The organism is Streptomyces luteoverticillatus, assembly GCF_003970715.1.
GTDB lineage: Bacteria > Actinomycetota > Actinomycetes > Streptomycetales > Streptomycetaceae > Streptomyces > Streptomyces abikoensis.
This window is the reverse complement of record NZ_CP034587.1, coordinates 5,830,071-5,854,970: the sequence shown is the minus strand read 5'-3', so window position 1 is coordinate 5,854,970 and position 24,900 is coordinate 5,830,071. Positions and strand designations below refer to the sequence as shown.

The following is a 24,900-nucleotide window of genomic DNA, read 5'->3' as shown; positions in this document are numbered from 1 at the left end:
CTCGTCTCGCATCGTTGGCCGGGTAATCGACGTGCCGCCCGGCGCTCGGGGGCGATCGTGTGCTGATATCCGCCCTGGATCAGACTGTCAAGGCATCGCCTCACTGATGCAGGCGAACGGGGGCTGCGTCCGCGACGTGATCCACCAACAGCCGGTGACCGGCAGCCTGGTTGACCAATCACATCCCATATCAGGGATGATCGACCCAATCCCCGTGCTTGGAGGGTGTACTTCGCGTAGCGTGCCATAAGTCAACTGATCCGGAAGGGAGGTGACTGCCCTGCAGACCGCCCGGCCACAGCAGAAATTCCGGGGGAAGAACAAAGCCCCGAAGTGGACCAAGCCCGACGACGGGATGGTGTCGGTGATGGTGCTGCCGCTGGCCGTCACCGACCCGGCCGACCTCGCCCGGCTGGAGAAGCTCTTCGGCGCGATGTGGTCGATCAAGCGCGCCGTCCAGCGCGACGCCCGCGCCAAGGTGGACGCCTACTGGTCCGCCAAGCACGAGCGCGACACCCACAGCGCGAAGGACGTACGACAGCGACTCAGCCTGTCCCGTGAGGCCCTGGAGCGCTGCGCGTACAAACACCTGGAGGCGGCCGGTCACCTCAAGCACCACGCCTCCAAGGCCCTGTCCATGCACATGGCCGACGAGGTATGGAACGGCGTACAGAGGCACCTGTTCGCCGACGCCACCGGCAACCGCCACGGCCGCCCCCGCGTGGGTCGCCGGCACGGCTTCACCCGTATTCCCGGCCGCGCTCGCTCCCACACCACCGCCAACAAGTGGGAGACCTTCCGCCTCGTCGGCACCTTCCGCGGCCACCTGATGGCCTACACCAGTGGCGGACAGCACGACCTGATGCAGCCGCGCCGGATGCCGAAGCCGACCCGGCCGAATGGCAAGGTTCCTACCGGCAAGGGCACCCGCAAAGCGAACTGGTGGGATCATGCAGGGCCGCTCGCCGTGGTGTTCGCCGGCGGCCCAGACGGCAAGCGCGGCGACCTCGTCCTCCCTGTCCGCATCCCCCAGAGCCCCGCTCAGGAGAACCGGGTACGGCACTTCCTTGAGACCGACGCCCGCTGGCACAAGGTCGATCTCGTCCGCCGTCGCAAGGCGTCCGCGCCGGGCGGCTGGGCGTACGAGGCGCACCTGACGGTCCTCGGCCCCGGCTACACCTCCCCTGCCGTCCGGCAGGTACGGCAGCAGGCTGCCGAACTGGACCGTATCGGCGGCGTGGACGGCAACGTCTCCAACCTGTCCGTCGTCTCCTTCCCCGCCAGCCTGGAGGCATCGGCAGGCGCCGCCAAGTCCTCCGAGATCGTACTCACCGACGACGAGCGGACGCGGCTGGAGAAGGAAGCGAAGAAGCGGCGCGGCCGGGCCAGGGCGCTGGAGCGTTCCCGCCGCGCCACGAACACCACACAGTACGTCTTGTCGAGGCGGCAGACCGCCCGCGCCGAACGCCGCGCTGCCAAGGGTCTGACCCCCAAGGCCGTGATTGTCCCGGGCGGTGCCCGTGCCGCACGAGCCGACGGGGTGCCCAAGCAGCCGTTCCGCCGCGACCGACTGTCGGCCGGCCACCGGGAACTGCGCGCACGCCAGGCCGAGGCCTCCGCCAGCACTGCCGAGTACCGACGCCACCGCGCCCGCGCTGTGGCCCGCGACATCGTCGCCGCCCACGGGCCCCGCCTCACGGTGGAGGACTGCGACATCCGCACCTGGTACCGACTGTGGGGAAGGCGCCTGGCCCAGACCACGCCGGGCATGCTCATTGGCGCCCTGGAGATCGAGTGCGAGGCTGCCGGTGGTCGCCTCGTGCGTGCCTCCACCTGGTCCACCGCTCTGTCCCAGCACTGCATGTGCGGCGAGCGCGTCGCCAAGACCCTCCGGGACCGCGAACACAAGTGCGTCGCCTGCGGCCTGCTCGGCAAGCGGGACCTGGTGTCCGCCGCTCTGGCCGCCTTCGTGGACTTGTCCAACCCCGACGACCCCAAGACCGCGACCCTGGACACAGCCCGATCACGGCACGCACAAATCGTATTCGCTCAAGGGCTGAAAGAGGCCCTGCGTGAGTCAACCACACCGTGCCAGAACACCCCTCGGGGCGCTGGCCGCGTGGCAGTCCCCGCCCAGCGGGTGACCTCTGCTCACCGAACCGCCGAACGACGGGACCGAGCAACCCCGGATGAGCCGCGTCCAGTGCGCGACCACGCCGGAGCGCCCGGCACCCGACCGGCGCGCAGTCCACAGCTCACCCTCTGGTGACCTACGGATCAAGTCTTAGTTGACCCGGCAGAGCAGTTCCCCGTGGAGCACCGAGAACCACGCGTCCTCGTGACGCCCCCACTCGTGCCAGGCCGCCGCGATCGTCTCCAGGCCCGCCCGGTCCGTGTGGCCGCCCTCGATCGCGTGGCGGGCATACGGGTCGGAGCGGGTGCGGTCGGCCCACAGGCCGCTCCACCAGGCGCGTTGCTCGGCGCCCGTCCAGCACCAGGCGCCGGCCGTGGCGGTGACGTCGGTCAGGCCGGCCCGCCGGGCCCAGGCCAGCAGCCGGCTGCCGGCGTCGGGTTCGCCGCCGCCGGCGCGGGCGACGTCCACGTACAGGCGCTGCCAGTCGTCGAGGCCGGGGACGCGCGGATACCAGGTCATGGCCGTGTAGACGACGTCGCGCACGGCGACGATCCCGCCGCGGCGGCACACGCGGCGCATCTCGCGCAGGGCGGCCACCGGGTCGTCGAGGTACTGGAGCACCTGGTGGGCGTGGACGACGTCGAAGGAGCCGTCGGGGAAGTCCAGGGCGCGGACGTCGCCGACGGTGAAGTCCGCGTTGGACACGCCGCGTTCGCGGGCGGTGGCGCGGGCGGTCGCGAGGACGTCGGGGGCGGCGTCGAGGCCGGTGACCCGGCCGTACGGCACCAGAGCGGCCAGGTCGGCGGTGATGCTGCCGGGGCCGCAGCCTATGTCCAGGATCCGGTGGTGGGGTTCGAGCGAGGGCAGCAGGTAGGCGGCGGAGTCGGCGGCTCTGCGGCGGCCGTGGGAGCGCAGCACGGACTCGTGGTGGCCGTGGATGTAGACGGCGCTCGCCGTGTTCCGTTCGTCGTGTCGTTCCGGCATGGTGGTCCCTTCGCTCCGTCGTGAAGTGGCGTTTCCACCGTAGGCCGTTCTCTCGCATCGTGAGAGTGCCGTCTTGCGATCCGGGACGGCGGGGTTTGTTCACTCCGCCGCCCGTGTCGGGCCGCCGCGCACCCCGTGATCTGCGAAGGTGTGAGGATGCAGCAGGTACCGCCCGCCCTCCCGCCGCCGGAGCGCGGGCTGCCCGTGCTTCCGGAGCTGGGCGAGCGGCTGGCGGGGGCGGCCGGGCTGGCCGGCCCCGAACCGGTCGGCGGCGGGCGGGCGCTGCGGGAGGCGGCCTGCGGCTACTGGGCGCGGCGCGGTCTGCCGACGGAGCCGGGGCGGGTCCTCGCGGCGCCGGGTGCCCAGCCGTTGCTGCTGGCCCTGTTCGCCTCGGCGGGCGGCGAGGTGCTGCTGACCCGGCCGTGCTCGGCGTCGTACAGCCCGCTGGCGCGGCTCGCCGGGCGGCTGGCGTACCACGTGCCGGTGCCGGCCGAGTGCGGTGGCGTGCCCGACCCGTACGCGCTGCTGGAGACCGTGCGCAGGATCCGGGCCGAGGGCGGTCGGCCGCGTTTCCTGGTGCTGTCGGTGGCCGACGACACCACCGGGACGGTCGCCCCGCCGGAGATCCTCCACGAGGTGTGCGAGGCGGCGGCTGCCGAGGAGCTGACGGTCGTCAGCGACGAGACATGGCGCGACACCCTCCACGACCCGCACGGGACGGTGTTCGTGGGGCCCGCCGAGATGTATCCGGACCAGGTCGTCGTCCTCACCGACCTCGCGGGCCCGCTCGCCCCCGCCGGCTGGCCGGCGGCGATCGCCCGTTTCCCGGCCGGGGGAGCCGGCCCCGCCCTGTACGCCCGCGCCGTCTCGCTGCTGACGGCGGTACGGGCCGAACTGCCGCCGCCGATCGCGGCGGCAGTGGGCTGGGCGCTGACCGAACCGGAGCCCGTCCGGGCCCGGTCCGCCGCCATGGCCCGGCTGTACGGGCTGCTGGGTGAGGCGGCGCGGGAGCGGCTCGACGCCGCCGGGGCGCTCTGCCGGCCCCCGCGCACCGGGCCGCACCTCTACGCCGACCTGGGCGAGCTGCGGGTGCCCCTCGCCGCGCGGGGCGTCACCGACTCCGTGGAGCTGGAGGAGCGGCTGAGCGCGGCGCTCGGCCGTCCGGTGCCCGGCGGCCACCGGTTCGGCGACGACCCGGACGCGCTGCGGGTGCGGATCTCCACCCCTCCGTTCCTCGGCACCGGCGACGACCGGCGGCGCCGGGCCCTGAGTACCCCGGATCCGCTGGCGGATCCGGATGTCGTGGAGGCGTTGTCCACTTTTGGATCGGCGTTCAGTGAACTCGCCGGTGACTGATCTACCGTCAGTCGGTGGGCGTACGACGGCGCGGGCCCCGCGCCCGTACCGCCAGGTTCCGGTTCCCCACGAATGGAGCCCCAGATGACCGAACAGACCGAGCGCCCTCTCGCGGAGCCGCGTCCTCTCGGGGAGCCGCGCCCGCTCGGCCAGGTCCGTTCCTGGCCCCGCTCGTTCGCCGACCGTCTCACCGCGCCGCTGCCGGGAGTGCGCGCCATGGCCCGGCTGGCCCGGGAGGGCCGGCTGCGGCCCGGCTCGGAGGCGCTCCGCGAGGTCCCGCTGCTGCCCGTCGAGCCGGGCCCGCTGCCGGCCGCCGACGCCGGCGCGCTGGCCGTCACCTGGGCCGGGCACGCCAGCTGGGTGGTGCGCGTCGGCGGGCTGACGGTGCTGACCGATCCGGTCTGGTCCCGCCGGATCCTCGGCACCCCGCCCCGGGTGACGCCAGTGGGAGTGCCGTGGGAGACGCTGCCGAGGATCGACGCCGTCGTCATCAGCCACAACCACTACGACCACCTCGACGCGCCCACCCTCAAGCGGCTCCCCCGCGACACCCCGCTGCTGCTGCCGGCGGGCCTGGCCGGCTGGGCACGCCGCCGCCGGTTCACCCGGGTCACCGACCTCGACTGGTGGGAGGCGGTCGAGCTGCCCGGCCCGGCGGGCCCGGTGCGCTTCGACTTCGTCCCGGCCCACCACTGGAGCAAGCGCACCCTCACCGACACGTGCCGGTCGCTGTGGGGCGGCTGGGTGCTGACCGCGCCGGACGGGCGGCGGGTGTACTTCGCCGGGGACACGGGCTACGGCTTCTGGTTCGAACGGATCGGCGAGCGCTATCCGGACATCGATGTCGCGCTGCTGCCCATCGGCGCCTACGACCCGCGCTGGATGCTGAGCCCGGTGCACACCGACCCCGAGGAGGCGGTGCGCGCCTGCGGGGACCTGGGGGCGCGGGTGCTGGCGCCGATGCACTGGGCGACGTTCCTGCTGTCCGCCGAGCCGCCGCTGGAGCCGCTGCGGCGGGTGCGGGCGGCGTGGGCGGCGACGGGCCGGCCCCGGGAGGACCTGTGGGACCTGCCGGTGGGCGCCTCACGGGTGCTCGCCGAGTACGACAGGAGCGTCACGGGGCTGATGTGACGGGTGAGTCCCGGCCTCTGTCGCTCAGCTGATTCCCGTGAACGTGAAGGTGAAGCGGTTGGCGCCGTGTCCGGTGCAGGTCAGGTGGGAGGGGAAGCGGCTGGCGCGGGTGTCGACGCCGACGGTGCGGGTGGTCTCGTCGTAGCTGAAACGGACGATGCCGTCGCCCAGGACCTCGTCCCCGCCCCGCCGGATCTCCAGCGTCACGGGCACGCCCTCCCGGATGCCGAAGTCCTGGGCGGGCTGATGCGAGGTCAGGGCCACGTCGAGGTTGTCCTCGCGGCGCAGGAGCCACAGGGTCACGTCCGGCCCGGCGTCGTCGGCCGCGTGGAAGTTCGCCCGGATCACCCGGCCCCGGGGCCCGTCGGGGGCGACGACGGCGAGGCTGTGGTAGCCGCCCGCGGCGATCCGCTCGGTGTGCCGGTGCCGCACGGCCTCCAGGATCCCCGACACCTGCCCGTCGCCGTCCTTGCCCGCGCCCAGCAGCTCGCCGTCCCGGGTCAGCGCCAGGCTGTGCAGATGGCCCGCCGCGACGGCCGTGACCCTGCGGCCCTGGGCGAGGCGCAGGATGCCCGACACCTGGTGGTGCCCGTCCCGGCCGGCGGCGAGCAGCAGGCCGTCGTCTGTGACGGCCAGGCTCTGCAGGGCGGCGGCGGACACGGCGACGACCTTCCGGCCGTCCGCCGCCGCCAGGATCCCGGAGACCTGCCGGTCGTCGTCGCGGCCGGCGGCCAGGATCCGGCCGTCCTCGGTCACCGCGAGGCTGTGGAAGTCGCCCGCGGCGACGGCGGTGACGCGGTGGCCCCGGGCCGCCGTCAGGATCCCCGACACCTGTTCGTCGCCGTCGTGCCCGGCGGCGAGCAGCTCGCCGTCCTCGGTCACGGCGAGGCTGTGCACGGCGCCGCCGTCGACGGTCGTGACCTTCTTGCCGCGGGCCGCGTCACGGGCGCCGGTGACCTGGCCGTTCTGGTCCTTCCCGGCGGCCAGCAGCCGGCCGTCCCGGGTCACCGCGAGGCTGTGGAAGCCGCCCGCGGCCACGGCGCCGACCAGCTCGCCGCGCGCCAGCGCGAAGATCCCGGTCACCTGGGCGTAGTCGTCGAGCCCGGAGACCAGCAGCCGACCGTCGTCGGTGACGGCGAGGCTGTGGTAGTCCCCGGCGGCGATCGCGCCGATCCGCTCGCCCTCCGCCGCCATGAGGATGCCCGGCACCTGACCCTGGAGGCCCAGCCCCGCCGCGTGGAGCCGGCCGGCGGCGTGGGCGGATACGGGCGGGTCGACGGCCAAGAGGGCCTCCTTCGGCGCGGGCGGGACGGACGGCGCAAAGGCCGCCGCCGTCCACGCTGGCCGCTCCGCCGGGCCGGGGCACGTGCGGGGCGGCCGAACGCGTGACGCGGCCGTCCCGGCGGCGTCCCTCGCGCGCTGAGCGCTCCGCTGGTAGTGCGGCTGGTCGGCTGCGGGTGCGTCGTGGCTGGTCGCGCAGTTCCCCGCGCCCCTTTGGGGCGCTGCCGGACCGCACGGGACTTAGGGGGCCGCCTCCAGGACGTGTACGCACAGCGGGCCGCCATGGGCCGGGTGGACGGTCCGGCGCTCGGGTCGCATGCCGAGCTTGCGCATGACGCCCTCGGAGGCGTCGTTGCCGACCGCGTGCACACTCACCACCCGCGCGAGGCCGCGATCGCGCAGCGCGAAGTCCAGCACGACGCGGGCCGCCTCCGTGGCGAGCCCGCGCCCCCAGAACTCCCTGCCGAACCGCCAGCCGATCTCCACGGCCGGCAGGATCTCCGGCAGGAACTCCGGCACCGACAGCCCCGCGAACCCGGCGAACCGCCCGCTCTCCCGCTCCTCGACGGCGAACAGCCCCACGCCGCGTTCCTCCCACTCCCGCTCCCACACGGCGATCCCGGCTGCGGTCTCCGCCCGGTCCAGGACCGAGCCGTCGCGGATCCAGCGCATCACTTGCGGGTCGGCGTTGATGGCCGCCATGGGCTCGACGTCGTCCTCGCGCCAACGGCGCAGCGTCAGCCGGGGGGTTGTCAGTCGGGGCGTCGGCGTACGGAGGGTGGTGGTCATGTGCGGATGCTGCCCAGGGGGGAGTCGCCCTACGCGGTGGTACCGCAGTACTCGGCCTTGACCACCTCTGTCGCTTCGAGCGTCGCCCAGTCGCCGTTGGCGTTGAACATCATGGTGTGCCGGCCGTCGGGGGACGAGGTGGCCTCGGACGTCGAGCCGTGGACGCCGCCGCCGTGCGTCCAGACGTAGCCGCCGCAGGGCAGGTCCATCCGGTACAGGCCCAGGCCGTAGGCGTAGCGCTTGTCGGGCGTCGGCACGGTGGTCAGGAGCTCCTTCTGCTGCTTCGCAGGCAGCAGTTTCCCGCCCAGCAGCGCGCCGAAGTAGCGGTTGACGTCACCCGTGGTGGAGATGATCTCGCCCGCCGCCCAGACCCAGGTGTTGGTGATCTCGGTGGTGTCCCAGATCTTCGCGTCCGGGTTCGTCTCGTGGAGGAGAAGCTTGCTGTACGCCCGGCCGTGCGGCTCCGGCATCTTCACCGACGTGCCGGGGAGGGTGGTCTCACGCAGGCCGAGGGGCTTGATGACGCGCCGTTCGACCTCGCTCGCGTACGTCCTGCCGGTCACCTTCTCGATGATCATGCCGGCGAGGACGTAGTTGGTGTTGGAGTAGTTCCAGCCCTTGCCCGGTGCGAAGTCGGGCTTGTTGGACAGGCCGGTGGCCACGAGCTCGGCCGGCGTCTTGGCGTCGTCGCGGTGCTCCGGCCAGCCCTCCCTGGCCATGTGCTCGAAGTTCTCGTCGTCGCTGTAGTTGAAGACGCCGCTGGTGTGGTTGAGCAGCTGACGGAGGGTGATCGCGCGGCCGTCGTAGCCGTTGCCGCGGACGACGCCGGGCAGGAGCTTCTCGACCGTGTCGTCGAGGCTCAGTCTGCCCTCGGCCTCCAGTTGGAGGACGACCACCGAGGTGAATGACTTGGTGATGCTGCCGATGCGTATGTGGTCCTCGGGGAGCCGCTTGCGGCCGGTGTCCAGGTCGGCGACGCCGGCGGAGGCGTTCCAGACGCCGTTCCCGTCCCGCACCTGTATCAGCGCTCCCGGGTGCCCGGCCTTCACCTGGGCGTCCAGGGCCGCCCGGGCGGCGGCATGAGGCGCCGCCGAGGCGTTCGCCGTGAAGGTGCAGGCAGTCGTGGCCAGCGCGGCGGCCGTCACCATGGCGACCAGCGACTTTCGTAACGTCAACACAGCCAGTTTCTTCCTTAACGAGGGATGTTCGGTGGGGTCTTCTCAGCGCCCCGCCACCGCGATGGCCGCCGCGTGGCCCGGTCCCGCCTCGACGTCGGTCAGCGTCCACCCGGGTGGCGCCGAAGCGGCGGCTCCCGTGCCGACGTACGTGGCCGCCAGGCTCTCCGCCAGCCCCGTGCCCGTCCCCTTGAGGTAGGCCTCCTTCCGCGTCCAGCAGCGCGCGAACGCCGCCGGGCGCTCCGGTTCCGGGAGGGCGGCGAGTTCGGCCGTCTCCGCCGGGTGGAGCATCGGGGAGACGTCGGCGACGACCGCCGCCGGTTGCTCCTCCTCGACGTCCGCTCCCACCGGCGTGTCCGCGAAGGCGAAGAGGGCCAGTTCCCCGGCGTGGGACAGGTTGAAGTGCAGCGGTCCGGCGACGGCCGGGCGGCCGTGGGGGCCGCCGCAGCCGGGGCAGGGTTCGCGGGTGAGGGCGACGTCGGCCGGTGGGAGGCCGAGGTACGCGCCCAGGAGGCGGCGCAGCCCCACGTGCGAGGCCACGAAGCGCTCGCGGTGGAGGGGGCGGAGGAAGCCGGCGGCCCGGGTCCGTTCGTCGGCGTCGAGGTCGTCGAGCGGCCACGTCGACCCGTCGGGGATCCTCAGCAGCCAGACGGCCGGGCCGCCGCCCGGGCGCCAGGGCCCGGGCAGCGGGTCGCGGCCGAGCTCCCGGGGGCGGATCACGGCGCCTCCGGGAGAGCGGTCGGACCGGCCTCGGCGGCGGCATCCGCCGAGGCCGGAGTCGTGGTGGCGGGGCGCTCCAGGCGGCCGTCCGCCGTCCAGCGGGCCGGGGTGCCCGTGCGGCGCACCCGGCCGAAGGGGGTGTCGACGAGGCGTTCCCCGGCGGCCCCGCGACCGGGGGTCGGCCGGTCGGCGGCCACGTACAGCTCGCCTGTGACGCCGGGCGGGCACGGCTGGAGGGCCGCGTCGAGCACGTACAGGCGGGTGTTCCAGGCGGGCCGCCCGATGGGCACGGGCCCGGCCTCGCCCGGCTCGCAGCGGTGGTGGGCGGCGCCGGCCGCCTCCCCCGTCCCGTACACCAGATGCAGCGCCACGTCCGGGAGCGCCCGGTGGAAGGCGTCGACGGCCTCGCGGGAGGGCGCGTCGCCCTCGCAGACGACCCGCCGCAGGGAGCCCACACCAGCGGAACCCGTCAGGTCCGCCAGGAGCGATCCGTCGCAGCGGACCGTCGTGACGCCCTGTTCGCGGACCGTACGGGCCACGTCCCCGCTCTCCGGCAGGACCACCGTGGCGCCTTCCCGCAGCGGCCACAACAGCTCCCGCAGCGATGCCTCCGAGCCGGCCTCGGCGTGGCGCAGCACGCGGTCGCCGGCCGTCAGCCCGCACCGGTCGCTCAGCCAGCGCAGCCCACCGTCGATCGTGGCGTGCGGGACGAGAGTTCCGCTGGTGGAACAGGCCGGGTGCTGGGGGGTGAGCGCGCGGCCGGGGTCGACGGGCGGCTGCGCGGCCACGGCGGCCGTCACCTCGGGGTCGTCCAGGTCGACGACGGGGACGTCCGGCAGCGTGCGGCTCGTGGCCGCGTCGGTCACGACGCAGACGGCGGCGGGGTCGTCGGGGGCGGTGAGCGCGCCGCCCGCCTTGAGGACGGCGAGGACCGCCACCGTCTCCCGGACGGAGAGGTCGAGCGCCACGGCGGCCCGGGCCCCGGGCCGGACGCCGAGGCCGGCGAGGTGCCGGGCGAGGCGGGAGGCCCGGGCGTTGAGCTCGCCGTACGTCAGGGTCAGGTCGCCGTGGACGAGGGCGAGGGCGCCGGGCGTCCGGGCGGCGCGGGCCTCGACCGGGCCGATGAGGGTGGTCGGGGGCAGGGCGACGGCCGTGTCGTTGAACTCCGTCAGCACCCGGGCGCGCTCCTCGTCCGTGGCGATGCCGAGACCGGCGAGCGGCCGGTGGGGGTCGCCGTCGGCGAGGCGGGCGAGGAGGTCGACGAAGCGGCGCTGGTGGGCGGCGAGTTCCCGGGCGTCGTACAGGGCGGGGTTGGCGTCGTGGTCGACGCGCAGGCCGGTGCCGTCGGCGCGGTCGTAGACGCTGACGGTCAGGTCCTCGACGGGGCCGCCGGAGAGGTTGTGGGCGGTGGAGGGGGCGCCGGCGAAGGTGAGCCCGTAGTCGAAGGGCATCACGTTGACCTGGGGCGCGCGGACCGGTTCGGCGGGGCGGTGGCGCTGGTGGCGGCGCGCGGCGCGGATGCCGAGGTCGGCCTGGTGGGCGAGCTCGGCGAAGGTGGTGTCGGGGGTGACGGTGAAGCGCAGCGGCAGGACGTTCATGACCATGCCGGGGATGCGCAGGGCGACGGATCCCATGCGGCCCATCATGGGCAGTCCGAGGGTGACGCGCTCGCTGCCGGTGGCCCGGGAGAGGTAAAGGGCCTGGGCGGCGAAGAGGACGTCGGGCCAGGTGGCGCGGACGGAGGCGGCGAGTTCGCGCAGCCGGGCGGTCTCCTCGGTGCCCAGGTGGGCGGTGCTCCGGAGGGCGGTGCCGGAAGGGGGCGCGGTGCGGCCGGCGAGGGTGGGGGCGTCGTCGGCGGCGGCGTGGCGGAGCCAGTGCTCGCGGTCGCGGTCCTGGGCGGCGGAGCCGTGGTAGGCGGCGTCCTCCTCGACGAGCGCGGCGAGCCGGCCGAAGGGGCCGGCGCCGGGGTCGGTGCCCGCCGCGAGGGCGGTGTAGACGTCGGCGGTGCGGCGGGCTAGGAGGGAGTGGCCGTATCCGTCGAGGACGGCGTGGTGGACGCGCTGGGACCACAGCCAGCGCCGTTCGCCGACGCGCAGCAGGCCGTGGGCGAAGAGCGGGCCGCGGGCGAGGTCGAAGGGGACGGCCAGGTCGGCGCGCAGCCAGGCGTGGGCGGCGCCCATGGGGTCGCGTTCGGCGCGGAGGTCGGCGGTGTGGAGGGGGAAGCCGTGGCCGGGCGGCGGGATGTCGACGGGCAGCTGCCGGGGTCCGGCGGGCGTGTCCGCGATCCGTACGCCCAGGGTGTCCGCCTCGCGGGCGACGCGGTACAGGGCCTGTGCGAAGAGCTCCGGGTCCACGTCGCCGTGGATGTCCAGGTACTCGGCGGTGGCCCACGCGGGGCTGCCCGGGGCGGGGTTCCGGGCGTGCCACACGGCCGACTGAGCGGCCGTCAGCGGCAGCCCCTCCGGCGCGACGCGCCGGTCGGGGCCGCTGCCGCTGACGGGCCGCTCGAGTGCGGTGATCGTCATGCCGAGGCCCCCAGCAGGGGTGCCCACTCCTCGATGGCCGGCTTCTCCGCGAGGTCGACGAAGGTGACCTCGGTGCCGTGGTCGCGCCGCCAGCGTTCGACGAGGGTCATGATGCGGACGGAGTCGAGGCCGTAGTCCACGAGGTTCTCGTCGTCGGGGACGTCGGCCGGGTCCTCGCCCAGCACGTCGGCGACGTCGGCGCGGATCTGTTCCAGGGTCAGGGCCACGGTGCTCACTGTCCTTCGAAGACGCGGTCGGTGGTGGTGACGACGGCGCACTTGGCGGCGGCCCAGGCGAGGGCCATGGCGTGGTCGCCGGCGGAGAAGTCGGCGACGGCGTCGGCGACGAGGAAGGGCTGGATGTCGCGCATCCAGGCGTCGCAGGCGCTCATCATGACGCCGATGTGGGCGTAGACGCCGACGACGATCAGCTGGTCGCGGCCCTGCTCCGCCATCCGCTCGGCCAGGTCGGTGCGGACGAAGGCGCTGTACTTCCACTTGGTGAGCACGGTGTCGCCCGCGTCGGGGGCGACGGCGTCGGCGATGGCCTTGGCGCGCTCGTCGTCGGGCAGCCCGGGGCCCCAGAAGTCCTGCTGGAGGCCGCGCTCGGCGGGGCTCTGGCCGCCGGGCTGGGCGGAGTAGACGACGGGGACGCCGAGGCGGGCGCACTCCTTCTTCAGCCGCGCGATGTTGGCGAGCAGCTCGGTGACGGGCGAGGCGCCGGTCTCGAAGGCGTCCAGGAAGTAGTTCTGCAGGTCGTGGACGAGCAGCACGGCGCGGCGGGGGTCGACCGTCCAGGCCACCTTGTTCGCGGGGAGGTCCGCGGCGGTGGGCATGGGGTAGGGGGCGATGGCGGGGAGCGCCATGGTGACGGTGGCCTTTCGTGGTTCGGGGATGCGTGCGGCGGGGTGGCCGGGGCTCAGTCGCGGGCGGCGGCCGTCTCGCGCAGCCGCGCGGCGATGGCGGCGCGGAGGTCCTTCTTGGAGACCTTGCCGATGCCGGTCTGCGGGAACGCCTCGACGAACTCGACGCGGTCGGGCACCTTGAAGGCGGCGAGCCCGCGCTCGCGCACGAACTTCTTGACGGCGATCGACTTCACCGGCTCGGCGCCCTCGCGCAGCACGACGTAGGCGCAGGTGCGCTCGCCGAGGTAGGCGTCGGGCATGGAGACGACGGCGACGTCGTGGACGGACGGGTGGGCGAGGATGTGGTTCTCGATCTCCTCGGCCGCGACCTTCTCGCCGCCCCGGTTGATCTGGTCCTTGGCCCGGCCCTCGACGACGAGGTGGCCCGTCTCCGTGAGCCGTACGACGTCGCCGGTGCGGTAGAAGCCGTCGGCCGTGAAGGCGCCTGCGTTGTGCTCGGGGGCCCGCCAGTAGCCGCGGATGGTGTAGGGGCCGCGGGTGAGGAGGTGTCCGGTCGCGCCCTGGGGCAGGTCGTTGTCCTCGTCGTCCACGACGCGGATCTCGTCGTCGGGCGAGATGGGGCGGCCCTGGGTGGTGACGATGGTGTCCTCGGGGTCGTCGAGGCGGGTGTAGTTCACCAGGCCCTCCGCCATGCCGAAGACCTGCTGGAGGGTGCAGCCGAGGGCGGGGCGGACGCGCCGGGCGGCCTCCTCGCTGAACTTGGCGCCGCCGACGAGCAGCACCTCCAGGCTGGAGAGGTCGTGCGGGGTGGCGGCGGCCGCCTCGGTCCAGACCAGGGCCAGCGGCGGGACGAGGCCGGTGAGGGTGACGCCCTCGGCCTCGATGAGCGGGAAGGCCACGTCGGGGCTGGGGCGGGGGGCGAGCACGACCCGGGCGCCGGCGTACAGGGCGCCGAGGGTGCCGGGCGAGCTGAGGGGGAAGTTGTGGGCGGCGGGCAGGGCGCAGAGGAAGACGCTGTGCTCGTCGACGCCGCAGATCTCGTTGGAGCCCCACAGCGAGTAGATGTAGTCGTCGTGGGTGCGCGGGATGAGCTTGGGCACGCCGGTGGAGCCGCCGGAGAGCTGGAGGAAGGCCAGCTCGTGGGGTCGGGGCGCGTCGGCGATGGCGACCGGCTCGGCCGGGACGTCGGCGAGGGCGGTGTGCTCGCCGGGGTCGCCGACGACGAGGACGTGCTTCAGGGTGGGGACTTCGGCCCGCACCTTGGTGGCGAGCTCACGGTAGTCGTAGCCCTCGGCGACGTCGGCGATGACGTAGGCGGCCGCTTCGGTGAAGGCGCAGAAGTGGCGGATCTCGGTCTCGCGGTGCGCCGGGAGGGCGAAGACGGGCAGGGCGCCGATGCGGAAGAGGGCGAAGACGACCTCGAAGAACTCGGCGACGTTCGGCAGCTGGAGGACCACGCGGTCGCCCTTGCCGATGCCGCGGGCGAGCAGGCCGGCGGCCAGCCGGTCGGCGCGGAGGTCGAGTTCGGCGTAGGTCCAGCGGCGTCCCTCGCCGGCCGGGTCGACGACCGCGATCCGGTCGGGGTGCTTCTCGGCGCGGTCGCGGAGCATCTGGCCGAACGTTTCGCCACGCCAGTAGCCCTTGGCCCGGTAGCGCTCGGCGAACTCGGCCGGATAGCCGGGCGCGTCGTCGAAGTCCTTGGTGCCCGTCACTGGTCAACCCCCACTGCCTGCAGGAACGTCTGGAACTTGGCGCCGGTCTCGGCGGTCTCCGCCTCCGGCGAGGACTGCTCGACGACGCCCGCGCCCGCGAAGAGGCGCAGCGTGCGCTCCTCGGCCTCGGCGCAGCGGATGGTGACGACCCATTCGCCGTCGCCGCTCGCGTCGCCCCACCCGACCATGCCGGTGTAGGCGCCCCGGTCGAAGGGCTCGAGCTCCCCGATGACCCGGCGGGCGGTGTCGGTGGGGGTGCCGCACACGGCGGGCGTCGGGTGGAGGGCGCAGGCCAGTTCCAGGGCGGAGACGGCGGGGTCGGCCGGCTCACCGACGACGGTGGTGGACAGGTGCCACATGGCGGCGGTGCGCACCAGGGTGGGGCGCGCGGGCACGTCGAGGGTGCGGCAGTAGGGGGCGAGGGCCTCGCGGACGGCGTCGACGACGACGGCGTGCTCGTGGAGGTCCTTCTCCGACTCCAGCAGCGCGGCGGCGCGGCGGACGTCCTCGGCGAGGTCGGCGCTGCGGGGTATGGAGCCGGCGAGCGGGTTGGCCACGAGGCGGCCGCCGCGCCGGGAGACGAGGAGTTCGGGGCTGGCGCCGAGCAGGGTGCGGCCGGGGCCGGAGGGGACGGCGAAGGTGTAGCCGGCGGGGTCGCGACGGGCGAGGCGCTGGAGGAGCGCGGGCAGGTCGAGGTCGCGCGAGGAGCGCAGTTCGAGGGTGCGGGCGAGGACGACCTTGCTGAAGTCGCCGCGCTTCATGCGCCGTACGGCCTCGGCGACGGCTCTGCCGTAGGCCGCCGGCTCGGGGACGGGCCGGATGTCCCAGTCGGCCGCGGCCGGGGCGGCGGCGGGCAGCGCGACGAGCGGGTCCTCGGCGAGCGGCGGCGCCCAGCGGACGGCCTCGGGCACGGCGAGCGCGGCGGGGGCGGTGTGGTCGAAGGGCACGGCGCCGACGACGACGGGCGCGGGGTTGCCCGCGAGGAGTTCGGCTTCGAGGGTCTCGGTGACCCGCCGGTGCAGCGGGGCCGTGCCGTGCGGGACCTCGGCGCGGGTGCCGTGGGCGAGCAGGGTGCGGGTGGGCGAGGCGAAGAACCGGGCGCGGCCGGGTTCGTAGGCGTCGAGCAGCGAGGTGGCGGCGCCGACGGTGGCCGCCGGGTCCACGAGCCGCCCGTCCGGGCGGATGCCTGGCCCGCGCTCGCTCGGCCGGTCGGCTACGGGGTGAACCGTGGTCACCTGCTGCTCCGTTCCCCCGGTGGGTCGCACCGGGTATGGGGGTGTTGAGGGGCCCGGGTGGGGCCGAGGTGTGTGGGGGGGGCGGGTGCGGCCCGGTGGGTGCGTTCGCGCCCACCCGTTCCGCCCTGCGGAACGCCTGCCCGCGAACGGGTCGGAACCGCTAGGCGCGGAGGGTCGCGCCGCCGTCGACGTAGAGGTCGTGCATCGTGATGTGCCGGGCGCGGTCGGAGACCAGGAAGAGGACGGCGTCGGCGATGTCGGAGGGCTCGGCGATCCGGCCGAGGGGGATGCCGACGCGGTACGACCCGGGGTCGCCGTCGATGACGCCCGCGGGCGGCTCGTCGCCGGACCACAGGGAGCGCTGCATCGCGGTGTCCGTGGAGCCGGGCGAGACGACGTTGCAGCGGACCCCGCTGCGGGCCAGCTCCAGCCCGAGGCACTTGGTGAACATGGTGGCGGCGGCCTTCGAGGCGGCGTACGCGGCCATGCTGGTGCGCGGCACTCCGGCGGCGTTGGAGCCGACGGTGACGATGCATCCGGAGCGGCGCTCGCTCATCCGGCGGGCGGCGGCGCGGGAGGTGTTGAAGACACCGGTGGAGTTGACGTCGAAGGTGCGCTTCCAGTCCTCGTCGGTGATCTCGACGACGGGCGAAGTCCGCAGCACCCCCGCGACATTGACGAGGATGTCGAGCGGCCCGGCGGTGCGTTCCACTTCCTCGAAGACGGCCTCGACGGCCCGGCTGTCGGAGACGTCGGCGGTGTAGTGGGTCACCTTTTCGGTGCCGTATTCCGTCTCGAGCGCCTTGACGCCGTCCTCCGTCGCGTCGACGGCCGCGACGCGCGCTCCCTGGGCGACCAGGGCGCGGGTCACGGCCTCGCCTATGCCCTGCCCGGCGCCGGTGACCAGCGCGATCCGGCCGGCCAGTGCGGACTGCTCCACAGCGGTTTCCCCCATTCCACTCGAATTAAGGTAAGCCTTACCTTACACAACATCTCCACCAGGGGGAATTGACGTGCGACCGGACAATCGGGCGCCCCGTCAAAAACCAAGGAGGCCAAGAGGGCGACGAAAAACCCGGGGGAAACAGATGTCGACCATTAGGTTAGGCTAACCTCATGCGACTCGTCGTCGAACAGCTCACCGCCGGATACCCCGGCCACCCGGTCGTCCACGGTGTGGACCTGACCGTCCCCGAGGGACAGGTCGTCGCCGTCGTGGGGCCCAACGGCTGCGGCAAGTCCACCCTGTTGCGCTCCATCGCCCGGCTGCACCAGCCGGAATCCGGCACGGTCCGGATCGGCGACGCCGACATCTGGCGGCTCGCCCCCCGCAGGGCGGCGCACCGCATCGCGCTGCTCCCCCAGTCGCCGCAGGCGCCCGAGGCCGTGACCGTCGCCGGGCTCGTCCGCTACGGACGCCACCCCCACCAGGGCCTGTTCCGCCAGTGGTCGCGCGAGGACGAACGGGCCGTCGAAGCGGCGCTGGAGGCCACCGGCACCACCGCGCTGGCCGGGCGCCGGCTCGACCAGCTCTCCGGCGGTCAGCGCCAGCGGTGCTGGCTGGCCATGGTCCTCGCCCAGGAGACGCCCGTCGTCCTGCTGGACGAGCCGACGAGCGCCCTCGACCTGGGGCACGCCGTCGACGTCCTGGAACTCGTCCGCGAGGTCGCCGCGGCGGGCCGCACGGTCATGATGGTCCTCCACGACCTGGCGAGCGCCGCCCGCTACGCCGATGTGATCGTGGCCATGCGGGACGGGCGCGTCGTCGCCCACGGCCCCTCCCGTGAGGTCGTGGACGCCGCCCTCGTCCGCGAGCTCTACGGGGTCGAGTCCGACATCCTGGCCGCCCCCGGCGACGGCTCCCCCGTCGTCGTCCCCGCGCCGCGCCGGCCCGCCGCCGCCCAGGCGGTCCGGGCGGCGTGAGTCGCTCCGGCGGCGTGCGTCATCCCGGCCACCCCCACGACTACGGCCACGGGCCCGTCACTTGACGAGCTCCAGGACGGGTATGCCCGGCACCTCCATCCCGAAGGTCTGGGCGTAGAGGGAGAGTTCCGCCTCCAGCGCGCGCACGATGTTGCGCTGCTCACGGAGACCGTGGCCCTCGCCCTCGAACGCGAGGTACGCGTGCGGCACGCCCCTGCCCTCGACCGCCGCCAGGAACCGCTCCCCCTGCTCGGGCGGGCAGACCGGGTCCTCCATGCCCTGGAGCAGCAGGAAGGCCGCGGTGAGCCGGTCCGCCCGGGATATCGGCGAGCGCTCCCGGTAGCGCTCGGGGACCTCGGCGAACGGGCCGACCAGGTACTCCGGATAGCGCGACTCCAGGTCATGGGTGCCACCCGCCGCCATGGCAGGCAGATCCAGCACCGGGAAGCAGATGGCCCCGCAGGCGTAGAGGTCCGAGGACACCAGCGAGGCGGCCGTCGTCCAGCCGCCCGCGCTGCCGCCGCGTATCGCCAGCCGGGCCCGGTCGGCGCCGCCCTCCTCGGCCAGCGCCTCCGCGACGGCCGCGCAGTCCTCCACGTCCACCACGCCCCACCGCTCCCTGATCCGGTCGCGGTAGGCCCGCCCGTAACCGGTGGACCCGCCGTAGTTGACCTGGACGACGCCGATGCCCCGCGAGGTGAAGTAGGCGATCTCCAGGTCGAGGACCAGCGGCGCCCGGCCGGTGGGCCCGCCGTGCGCCCACACCACGAACGGCGGCTCCTGATCGGCGGGGGCCGTGTAATCGGGGCTGTGCGGCGGATAGACATGGGCGTGGACGTCCCGCCCGTCCGGCCCGGTGAAGGTGCGGATGAGGGGCTCGGGGTAGTAGGCCGGGTCCACCGCGTCCCGGTGCCGGGCGCCGATCGCGCGGGCCCTGCCCGTACGGATGTCGAGCTCCACCACCTCGTAGCCGCTGCGCGGGCTGGCGGCCACCCCCACGACCCGCGAGCCGTCGGCCGCCAGGGTCGCGGCCCACTCCGTCCACGGCCCGGCGGCGTCCACCAGCTCCCCGGTGTCGGGGTCGAGGATCCCCAGCCGCTGGGCGCCCCGTCCGTGGACGACGGCCACCAGCCCCCCGGCCAGCGGGACGAACCAGCTCAGCCCCGCCCGCCACAGCGCCCCCGCGAACTCCTCCTCGCGCGGGCAGAGGTTGACGCCCTCCCCCGTCTCCGGATCCACCCGGTACGGATTCCACCACCCCGTCCGGTCGGTCACCGCCAGCAGCGACCCGTCGTGCGCCCACTCCACCTGGGCGACGGCCTCCGTCGCACCGCCCAGCACCGTCCGCGCGCCCGTCAGCAGGGCGCCGCCCGCGCCCTCCGTGACCTCGGCGACCTTCAGCTCCGTGCCCTCCCAGGGCATCCGGGGGTGGTCCCAGGCCAGCCACGCCGCCCGCCGGCCGTCCGGCGAGAGCCGGGGCCCGGTGACGAAACGGCTGTCGTCACCGGTGAGTTCGCGCACCGCCGCGCGGTCCCCGGCGGCCGAGCCGTCCAGCGGCACGGCGGCTATCAGCCGCCGCAACCGGTCCGGCCCCTCCCCGGTGAACTCCTCCAGCACGCACCACACTTCCCCGCGCTCCGGCAGCAGCACCGGATCCGCCCAGCGCAGACCGCCGCCCACGGACGACACGGGCGTCAGCGGCCGGGGCCCGCCGCCCGCCGGGTCGTCCGGCTCCCACACGTACAGCCGCTGGTCCGCGAAGTGGACGAAGACCACCAGCGGCCCGCCGGACCGGCGGGGCACGGCCGCCCAGGGGCGGCCGCCGTACTCCATGACCCGGCTGCGGACGTTCCACGGCGCGGCCAGGGCCGAGCCCTCCTCGCCGCCGGAGCGCCGGCGCACCAGGGTCGACCGGCCGCCCTCCGCCGGACAGGAGGTCACCCACCACACTTCGTCACCGACCGTGCCCACGAACTCCGGCCGGCCGTCGTGCGCCGCGGCGAGCGCGGCGTCGATCGGGGACCGCCAGGCTCCGTAGGGCGCCGTGGACACCATGATTGCTACGCCTCCCAAGTAAAGTGACCCGTACTCGCTGTACTCATGTGCTCATCAAGCCGTGCTCATCAAGCCGTGCTCATCAAGCTGTGCTCATCAAGAAATGGTCGAGCACCCGGACGCCGAAGTGCAGCGCCTCGACGGGCACCCGCTCGTCGACGCCGTGGAACATCGCCTGGTAGTCGAAGCCCGCCGGCAGCCGGACCGGTGAGAAGCCGTAGCCGACGATGCCCAGGCGGGAGAACTGCTTGGCGTCCGTGCCACCCGACATGCAGAAGGGCACCACATGCCCTTCCGGGTCGAACGCCTCGATCGCCGCGCGCATCCGCTCGAACACCGGGGCGTCCACCGGCGCCTGCAGGGCGACCTCCCCGTGGTAGTGCTCCCACTCCACATCAGGGCCGGTGAGCCGGTCCATGGTGGCGCGGAACTCCTCGGCGCCGCCCGGCACCGTCCGCCCGTCGACGAAGCCGACGGCGATCCCGGGGATGACGTTGACCTTGTAACCGGCGTCCAGCATGGTCGGGTTGGCGCTGTTGCGGACCGTCGCGGCCACCAGCGCGGCCGCCTTGCCGAGCTTGCCCAGCAACTCGTCCAGGTCCAGGCCGGGGGCGTCCACGTCGACGCTGATGCCCTGCACGGCCGCGATCTCCCGCAGCGCGGCCCGGACCGTCGGCGTGAGCCGCACCGGCCAGCGGTACTCCCCGATCCGGGCGATCGCCGCGGACAGATTGACCACCGCGTTCCGCGGGTTGATCTTCGAGCCGTGCCCGGCGGTGCCCCGCGCGGTCAGCTTCAGCCAGGCGGAGCCGCGCTCCCCCGCGCCCACCGGATACAGCCGCAGCCCCCCGTCGGCGTGGAAGGTGTACCCGCCGGACTCGCTGATCCCTGTCGTGCAGCCCTCGAAGAGCACGGCGTGCTCATCGGCGAGGAAGCCCGCGCCGGGCACCCCGCTGTCCTCCTCGTCGGCGGTGAAGGCCAGCACGATGTCACGCGGCGGGCGCACCCCGGCCCGGGCCCAGGCGCGGACGACGGCCAGGACCATCGCGTCCATGTTCTTCATGTCTATGGCGCCCCGGCCCCACACCACCCCGTCCCGGACCTCCCCCGAGAAGGGGTGGACGGTCCAGTCGGCGGGCTCCGCCGGGACCACGTCCAGATGGCCGTGGACCAGCAGGGCCTCCGCGCCCGGGTCGCGGCCGGGCACGCGCGCGACCACATTGGTGCGGCCGGGATCCTTCTCCAGCAGCACCGGCTCGATGCCCACTTCGGCCAGCCGCTGGGCGACGTAATCGGCGGCCGGCCGCTCCCGGCAGTCGCCACCGCCCCGGTTGGTGGTGTCGATACGGATGAGGTCGGAGGTGAAGCGCACCACCTCGGCCAGCGCCCGCTCGTCGATTCTGTCGACCCTGTCGACCCCGCGCGTCTCCTCAGCAGCCATTCCGCTCCTCCACCGCGACCGGCGCGAGGGCCGTGACACCCTGGAGCGGCGGATTGCCCCGTCCATGACGATCGTCACCGGCCACCGGCACTATCAGCACACCGTATGCGCCGGTGGCCGGGGAATCGGGCAGGCCCTCGCCCGCCCGCGCCCCGTTCACCCGGACGCCGGTGGCCGCCGCCGTGCCCGCCGAGATCAGGATCTTCATGCCTCGTCACGTTACGCGTCCGCGAACACCCCGACCAGGCCTGTGGATAACTCCGGCCGCCCGTACCGGCACAGCCGACGCGGGCAGCTCAGCCGGCACGGGCCACTCAGCCGTCTCCCCCGGCCGGCGCGTCCGCGCGGCCCACCACGAACCAGTGGGACGGCAGCATGATCCGCCTGCCGTCCGTGTGGAAGCCGGTCATGGCCAGCTCCGTCTCCCCCTCGGCGAGGATCGCGAGCCCGGCCCCGCGCAGCAGCCCGGCCACCTCGCCGCCGCACGCGGCGGCCGGCCGCAGGTCGTGGGCGAAGACGCGCCGGAACTTCTCCGCCGTGCCGCCGGAGGACCCGGCCGCCTCCGCGATGACGTCCTTCGCGGCCGGTTCGAGCTCCACCACGAAGGCGCGGCCCCGCGCGCCCACGAGCTCCGCGACCGCCGCCGCGACGGCCGGCCGGTCCTCGGGATCGCTCTGGTGGATGACCGCCCGCAGATACACATGGCTGTCGCCCAGGCGCTCGTGGAGGGCCCGGACCGCCGCCGTGTCCACCAGGTCCAGCCGCTCGTACGCGGCGAGCCCCTCCGGGTCCGCGCGGCGGGCGTGCTCCACCGCCGCCCGGGACAGGTCGACGCCGATCGCGCGCGGGAAGTGCCCGGCCAGCCAGCGGGTCCGGGTGCCGTTGCCGCAGCCCAGGTCGACGACGGGCAGCGGGAGTTCCCCGGGGAGCGCGAGCAGCGCCGGATGCGCCTCTGCGGCGGATTCCGGGGCGGAGTCCCAGATCACCTCGCCCGGCGCGCCGGAGGACGCGCCCCAGAAGCCCTCCCACGCGTTCAAGTAACGTTCCGTCACACTCATGGGCGCACCAGCGGCATCTCGAACCACACCGTCTTTCCCCGTCCCGAGTGACTGGCGCCCCATTCGCGCGCCAGAGCACTCACTACCCGCAGCCCGCGCCCGTATTCGTCCTCCTCTCCGGTACCCATCAGCGCCGGCAGCGTGTGGTCGTCGTCCGTGACCTCGCACAGCAGCACGTCCGTGCGCACCAGCCGCAGCCCCACCCGGCCGGTGCGGGCGTGCCGCACGGCGTTGCCGACGACCTCGCCGGCGAGGATCTCCGCCGTCGCCGTCGCCTCGTCCAGGCCCCAGGCGGCCAGTTGCGCGCGCACCAGCCGCCGGGCGCGGGGCGCCTCGTGGAGCTCGGGTGCCAGCTCCCACTCGGCCACATGGGCGGCCGGGATGCCGTTGAGGCGGGCCATGAGCAGGGCCACGTCGTCGTCGCGGCCGCCACGGGTGTTGAGGGCGCGGATGATGGTGTCGCAGGCGTCGTCCATGGACGCGGCGGGGTGGGCGGCGGACTCGCACAGCGCGGCCAGGCCCGCGCCTATGTCCTGCCCGCGCACCTCCACCAGACCGTCGGTGCACAGCACCAGCCGGTCCCCGGGAGCCACGCGGACCGTCACCGTCTCGAAGGGCACCCCGCCCACGCCTATGGGCGCTCCGGTGGGAAGTTCCAGCAGCCGGCTGCGCCCGTCCTCGGCCCGGACGAGCACCGGCGGGATGTGCCCGGCGTTGCCGATGGTGAGCTCGGAGCGGATGGGGTCGTAGATCGCGTAGAGGCAGGTGGCCAGATAGTGCTCGCCGAGCCGCTGGGCGAGGTCGTCGAGGCGGCGCAGCAGTTGACCGGGCGGCAGGTCGAGGGCCGCCATGGTCTGCACGGCGGTGCGCAGCTGGCCCATCATGGCGGCGGAGTGGAGGCCGTGGCCCATGACGTCGCCGACGACGAGGGCGGTGCGGGAGCCGGGGAGCTTGATGCTGTCGAACCAGTCGCCGCCGACCCGGCCGAGGCGGGTGCCGGGCAGATAGCGGGTGGCGGTGTCGCAGCCCGGCATGCGCGGGGTGAGCTGCGGCAGCATGCTGTCCTGGAGGGTGTCGGCGACGTTCTCCTGGTGGGTGTACATCCGGGCGTTGTCGAGGACGAGCCCGGCGCGGGCGGCGAGTTCGGCGCCGGTGGTGCGGTCCATGTCGTCGAAGGGCGCGCGGTCGGCGCGGCGCAGGAGCACCATGAAGCCGAGGACGACGTTCCGGGCCTTGAGGGGCACGACGAGCAGGGAGCGCTCGTTGATGAGGGGCCGCAGGTCCCGCTTCTCGAACTGGGCGGAGATCCGGTCCCCGAGCTCCTCGCCGATGCGGGGGATGAGGACGGGCTCGCCGGTGACCATGCACCGGAAGAACGGGGTGTGCTCGGGGAAGGAGATGGCCTCGCCGACGGGGACGGTGTCGTCCCAGCGGCCCGGCTCGTCGTTGTGCTCGACCCAGACGCGGTGCCAGACGGTGGTGACGTCGGGCGGGCCGTCGGGGAAGCCCTCGCCGGCGAGGACGGCGGCGCGCAGGTGCGTCCCGGCGAAGTCCGCGAAGCGGGGCACGGCCGCGCTGGTGACCTCGCGGATGGTGCGCTCGAGGTCCAGGGAGGTGCCGATGCCGCCGCTGACCTCGTTGAGGAACTCCAGGCGCTCGCGTACGGCCGCGTGTTCGAGGTCGGGCGCGGCGTCGGTGCCGGCGGCGGGCGCGCCGACGGTGTCTCTGCCGGGCTCCCCGGCCGTGGCCGCCCGCGCCGCCCGGGCGCGGCCGTACCGGCGCTCGGCGCGCCGGGGCACGCCCCAGTCCGGGGTGACGGGCACCTGGCGGAGCCGGTTGAACTCCAGGACCGGGTAGCCCAGTTCCAGTATCTGGGAGACGACGCGCCCGCTGGTCGCGGGGCCCATGGCGGGCAGGATGTCGGGGAGGCGCCGGGCGAGCTCCTCGGCGTCGGGGAAGGCGGTGTGCGGGGCGAATCCGGGCGCGGCCAGTTCCCGGCCGACATGGCCGCCCGCCGCTCGGCCGTACTCCGCCGGGCCGCCCGCCACCAGGCCGTCCGCCGCTCCACCGTCCGCCGCTCCGTCCAGGCCCGCCCCGCCGGTGCCGCCCTCGGCGGCGAGTACGAGGAGCCGTGCGGGGCCGCAGCCCACGAGGGGGTAGGCCCACCAGAGCACGTCGATCCGGCCACGCCCGGGGACGTCGCAGCGGGCCCGGCCGGCGCTGGGGTGGCCGGGCAGCCCGGAGAACGCGCCGCATATGGGCATGAGATCGCCGGCGGGGCGCCCGAGGGCCGCCTCTTTGCCGTGGCCGAACAGCCGGCTCGCTCCCGAGCTCCAGTGGGTCACCAGCCCCGTGGCGCCGACCACGGCCACCGCGAGCGGGATCCGCCCCGGGGCGGGCCGTCGCCACGCGGGGGCGGACTCCGGCGAACCAGGCTCCATGGGCGGTCGCTCCTTCGTACACGTACCCCAGATCTTCGCCACCGTCCTCCACCGTAGGCCCCGGCAGGGACGAGG

The 24,900-nt window shown here is 74.3% G+C and carries 20 protein-coding genes; 4 read left to right on the top strand and 16 right to left on the bottom strand.

The features are described 5' to 3' along the window. Positions 1 to 271: 271 nt before the first annotated feature. Entirely contained in the window at positions 272 to 2,269 is a 1,998-nt protein-coding gene (locus EKH77_RS26140; RefSeq protein ID WP_240667536.1) for a transposase, read from the top strand. Positions 2,270 to 2,284: 15 nt separating this feature from the next. On the opposite strand, the gene EKH77_RS26135 is transcribed toward EKH77_RS26140, so the two are convergent. Then, a complete protein-coding gene (locus EKH77_RS26135) occupies positions 2,285 to 3,118 on the bottom strand; it encodes a class I SAM-dependent methyltransferase (protein ID WP_126916737.1) in 834 nt (277 codons plus the stop codon). Between the two features lie 156 nt (positions 3,119 to 3,274). Between EKH77_RS26135 and EKH77_RS26130 the strand changes: the two genes are divergently transcribed. Both EKH77_RS26130 and EKH77_RS26125 read left to right on the top strand, forming a co-directional pair. After that, positions 3,275 to 4,474, top strand: a complete 1,200-nt coding sequence (locus tag EKH77_RS26130; protein WP_126916736.1) for an aminotransferase class I/II-fold pyridoxal phosphate-dependent enzyme — start codon at positions 3,275 to 3,277, stop codon at positions 4,472 to 4,474. 84 nt (positions 4,475 to 4,558) lie between these two features. Then, positions 4,559 to 5,605 (top strand): MBL fold metallo-hydrolase, encoded by a 1,047-nt coding sequence (locus EKH77_RS26125; RefSeq protein WP_206279926.1) that lies wholly within the window; start codon positions 4,559 to 4,561, stop codon positions 5,603 to 5,605. 24 nt (positions 5,606 to 5,629) lie between these two features. Here the strand turns inward: EKH77_RS26125 and EKH77_RS26120 are convergent, their stop codons facing one another. The 10 genes from EKH77_RS26120 to EKH77_RS26075 all read right to left on the bottom strand — a co-directional run bounded on the left by EKH77_RS26120 (position 5,630) and on the right by EKH77_RS26075 (position 16,862). After that, positions 5,630 to 6,889, bottom strand: a complete 1,260-nt coding sequence (locus EKH77_RS26120; protein WP_126916734.1) for an RCC1 domain-containing protein — start codon at positions 6,887 to 6,889, stop codon at positions 5,630 to 5,632. Positions 6,890 to 7,126: 237 nt separating this feature from the next. Continuing rightward, positions 7,127 to 7,675: a GNAT family N-acetyltransferase gene (locus EKH77_RS26115; protein ID WP_126916733.1), complete on the bottom strand. Its 549-nt coding sequence runs from the start codon at positions 7,673 to 7,675 to the stop codon at positions 7,127 to 7,129. Between the two features lie 29 nt (positions 7,676 to 7,704). Then, a complete protein-coding gene (locus EKH77_RS26110) occupies positions 7,705 to 8,853 on the bottom strand; it encodes a serine hydrolase domain-containing protein (RefSeq protein WP_240667535.1) in 1,149 nt (382 codons plus the stop codon). 42 nt (positions 8,854 to 8,895) lie between these two features. Beyond that, on the bottom strand, positions 8,896 to 9,570 hold the full coding sequence (locus EKH77_RS26105; RefSeq protein WP_346429075.1) for a 4'-phosphopantetheinyl transferase family protein: 675 nt from the start codon (positions 9,568 to 9,570) through the stop codon (positions 8,896 to 8,898). Continuing rightward, positions 9,567 to 12,095, bottom strand: a complete 2,529-nt coding sequence (locus tag EKH77_RS26100) for a condensation domain-containing protein (protein WP_126916732.1) — start codon at positions 12,093 to 12,095, stop codon at positions 9,567 to 9,569. The genes EKH77_RS26105 and EKH77_RS26100 overlap by 4 nt, the downstream gene beginning before the upstream one ends. Beyond that, a complete protein-coding gene (locus tag EKH77_RS26095; protein WP_206279925.1) occupies positions 12,092 to 12,322 on the bottom strand; it encodes a phosphopantetheine-binding protein in 231 nt (76 codons plus the stop codon). The genes EKH77_RS26100 and EKH77_RS26095 overlap by 4 nt, the downstream gene beginning before the upstream one ends. A 5-nt stretch (positions 12,323 to 12,327) precedes the next feature. Further along, positions 12,328 to 12,960 carry an isochorismatase family protein gene (locus EKH77_RS26090; protein ID WP_126916730.1) on the bottom strand — a complete coding sequence of 211 codons (633 nt, stop codon included), beginning with the start codon at positions 12,958 to 12,960 and terminating at the stop codon, positions 12,328 to 12,330. Between the two features lie 53 nt (positions 12,961 to 13,013). Then, a complete protein-coding gene (locus tag EKH77_RS26085) occupies positions 13,014 to 14,672 on the bottom strand; it encodes a (2,3-dihydroxybenzoyl)adenylate synthase (RefSeq protein ID WP_126916729.1) in 1,659 nt (552 codons plus the stop codon). Further along, complete coding sequence (dhbC, locus tag EKH77_RS26080) at positions 14,669 to 15,856, bottom strand: isochorismate synthase DhbC (RefSeq protein WP_126918298.1); 1,188 nt, start codon at positions 15,854 to 15,856, stop codon at positions 14,669 to 14,671. The genes EKH77_RS26085 and dhbC overlap by 4 nt, the downstream gene beginning before the upstream one ends. A 211-nt stretch (positions 15,857 to 16,067) precedes the next feature. Further along, on the bottom strand, positions 16,068 to 16,862 hold the full coding sequence (locus tag EKH77_RS26075; RefSeq protein ID WP_206279924.1) for a 2,3-dihydro-2,3-dihydroxybenzoate dehydrogenase: 795 nt from the start codon (positions 16,860 to 16,862) through the stop codon (positions 16,068 to 16,070). Between the two features lie 161 nt (positions 16,863 to 17,023). Between EKH77_RS26075 and EKH77_RS26070 the strand changes: the two genes are divergently transcribed. Continuing rightward, on the top strand, positions 17,024 to 17,830 hold the full coding sequence (locus EKH77_RS26070) for an ABC transporter ATP-binding protein (protein WP_126916727.1): 807 nt from the start codon (positions 17,024 to 17,026) through the stop codon (positions 17,828 to 17,830). A gap of 57 nt (positions 17,831 to 17,887) precedes the next feature. Here the strand turns inward: EKH77_RS26070 and EKH77_RS26065 are convergent, their stop codons facing one another. The 5 genes from EKH77_RS26065 to EKH77_RS26045 all read right to left on the bottom strand — a co-directional run bounded on the left by EKH77_RS26065 (position 17,888) and on the right by EKH77_RS26045 (position 24,825). Next, positions 17,888 to 19,885, bottom strand: coding sequence for a prolyl oligopeptidase family serine peptidase (locus tag EKH77_RS26065; protein WP_126916726.1), 1,998 nt, complete (start codon positions 19,883 to 19,885; stop codon positions 17,888 to 17,890). Positions 19,886 to 19,967: 82 nt separating this feature from the next. Next, positions 19,968 to 21,326 carry a M20/M25/M40 family metallo-hydrolase gene (locus EKH77_RS26060; protein WP_126916725.1) on the bottom strand — a complete coding sequence of 453 codons (1,359 nt, stop codon included), beginning with the start codon at positions 21,324 to 21,326 and terminating at the stop codon, positions 19,968 to 19,970. Further along, positions 21,316 to 21,534 (bottom strand): hypothetical protein, encoded by a 219-nt coding sequence (locus EKH77_RS26055; RefSeq protein ID WP_126916724.1) that lies wholly within the window; start codon positions 21,532 to 21,534, stop codon positions 21,316 to 21,318. Before EKH77_RS26055 ends, EKH77_RS26060 begins: the two co-directional genes overlap by 11 nt. Before the next feature lie 106 nt (positions 21,535 to 21,640). After that, positions 21,641 to 22,384 carry a class I SAM-dependent methyltransferase gene (locus EKH77_RS26050; protein ID WP_126916723.1) on the bottom strand — a complete coding sequence of 248 codons (744 nt, stop codon included), beginning with the start codon at positions 22,382 to 22,384 and terminating at the stop codon, positions 21,641 to 21,643. Further along, positions 22,381 to 24,825 carry an ATP-binding SpoIIE family protein phosphatase gene (locus tag EKH77_RS26045; protein ID WP_126916722.1) on the bottom strand — a complete coding sequence of 815 codons (2,445 nt, stop codon included), beginning with the start codon at positions 24,823 to 24,825 and terminating at the stop codon, positions 22,381 to 22,383. Before EKH77_RS26045 ends, EKH77_RS26050 begins: the two co-directional genes overlap by 4 nt. Between the last annotated feature and the right edge of the window lie 75 nt (positions 24,826 to 24,900).

What these genes read in the sequence shown, in the direction of transcription:
- EKH77_RS26130 (WP_126916736.1), top strand. Translation starts at nt 3,275, where the DNA reads ATGCAGCAGGTACCGCCCGCCCTCCCGCCGCCGGAGCGCGGGCTGCCC.
- EKH77_RS26060 (WP_126916725.1), bottom strand. Translation starts at nt 21,326, where the DNA reads ATGGCTGCTGAGGAGACGCGCGGGGTCGACAGGGTCGACAGAATCGAC.
- EKH77_RS26055 (WP_126916724.1), bottom strand. Translation starts at nt 21,534, where the DNA reads ATGAAGATCCTGATCTCGGCGGGCACGGCGGCGGCCACCGGCGTCCGG.
- EKH77_RS26050 (WP_126916723.1), bottom strand. Translation starts at nt 22,384, where the DNA reads ATGAGTGTGACGGAACGTTACTTGAACGCGTGGGAGGGCTTCTGGGGC.
- EKH77_RS26070 (WP_126916727.1), top strand. Translation starts at nt 17,024, where the DNA reads ATGCGACTCGTCGTCGAACAGCTCACCGCCGGATACCCCGGCCACCCG.
- EKH77_RS26135 (WP_126916737.1), bottom strand. Translation starts at nt 3,118, where the DNA reads ATGCCGGAACGACACGACGAACGGAACACGGCGAGCGCCGTCTACATC.
- EKH77_RS26090 (WP_126916730.1), bottom strand. Translation starts at nt 12,960, where the DNA reads ATGGCGCTCCCCGCCATCGCCCCCTACCCCATGCCCACCGCCGCGGAC.
- EKH77_RS26125 (WP_206279926.1), top strand. Translation starts at nt 4,559, where the DNA reads ATGACCGAACAGACCGAGCGCCCTCTCGCGGAGCCGCGTCCTCTCGGG.
- EKH77_RS26065 (WP_126916726.1), bottom strand. Translation starts at nt 19,885, where the DNA reads ATGGTGTCCACGGCGCCCTACGGAGCCTGGCGGTCCCCGATCGACGCC.
- EKH77_RS26075 (WP_206279924.1), bottom strand. Translation starts at nt 16,862, where the DNA reads ATGGGGGAAACCGCTGTGGAGCAGTCCGCACTGGCCGGCCGGATCGCG.
- EKH77_RS26115 (WP_126916733.1), bottom strand. Translation starts at nt 7,675, where the DNA reads ATGACCACCACCCTCCGTACGCCGACGCCCCGACTGACAACCCCCCGG.
- EKH77_RS26100 (WP_126916732.1), bottom strand. Translation starts at nt 12,095, where the DNA reads ATGACGATCACCGCACTCGAGCGGCCCGTCAGCGGCAGCGGCCCCGAC.
- EKH77_RS26045 (WP_126916722.1), bottom strand. Translation starts at nt 24,825, where the DNA reads ATGGAGCCTGGTTCGCCGGAGTCCGCCCCCGCGTGGCGACGGCCCGCC.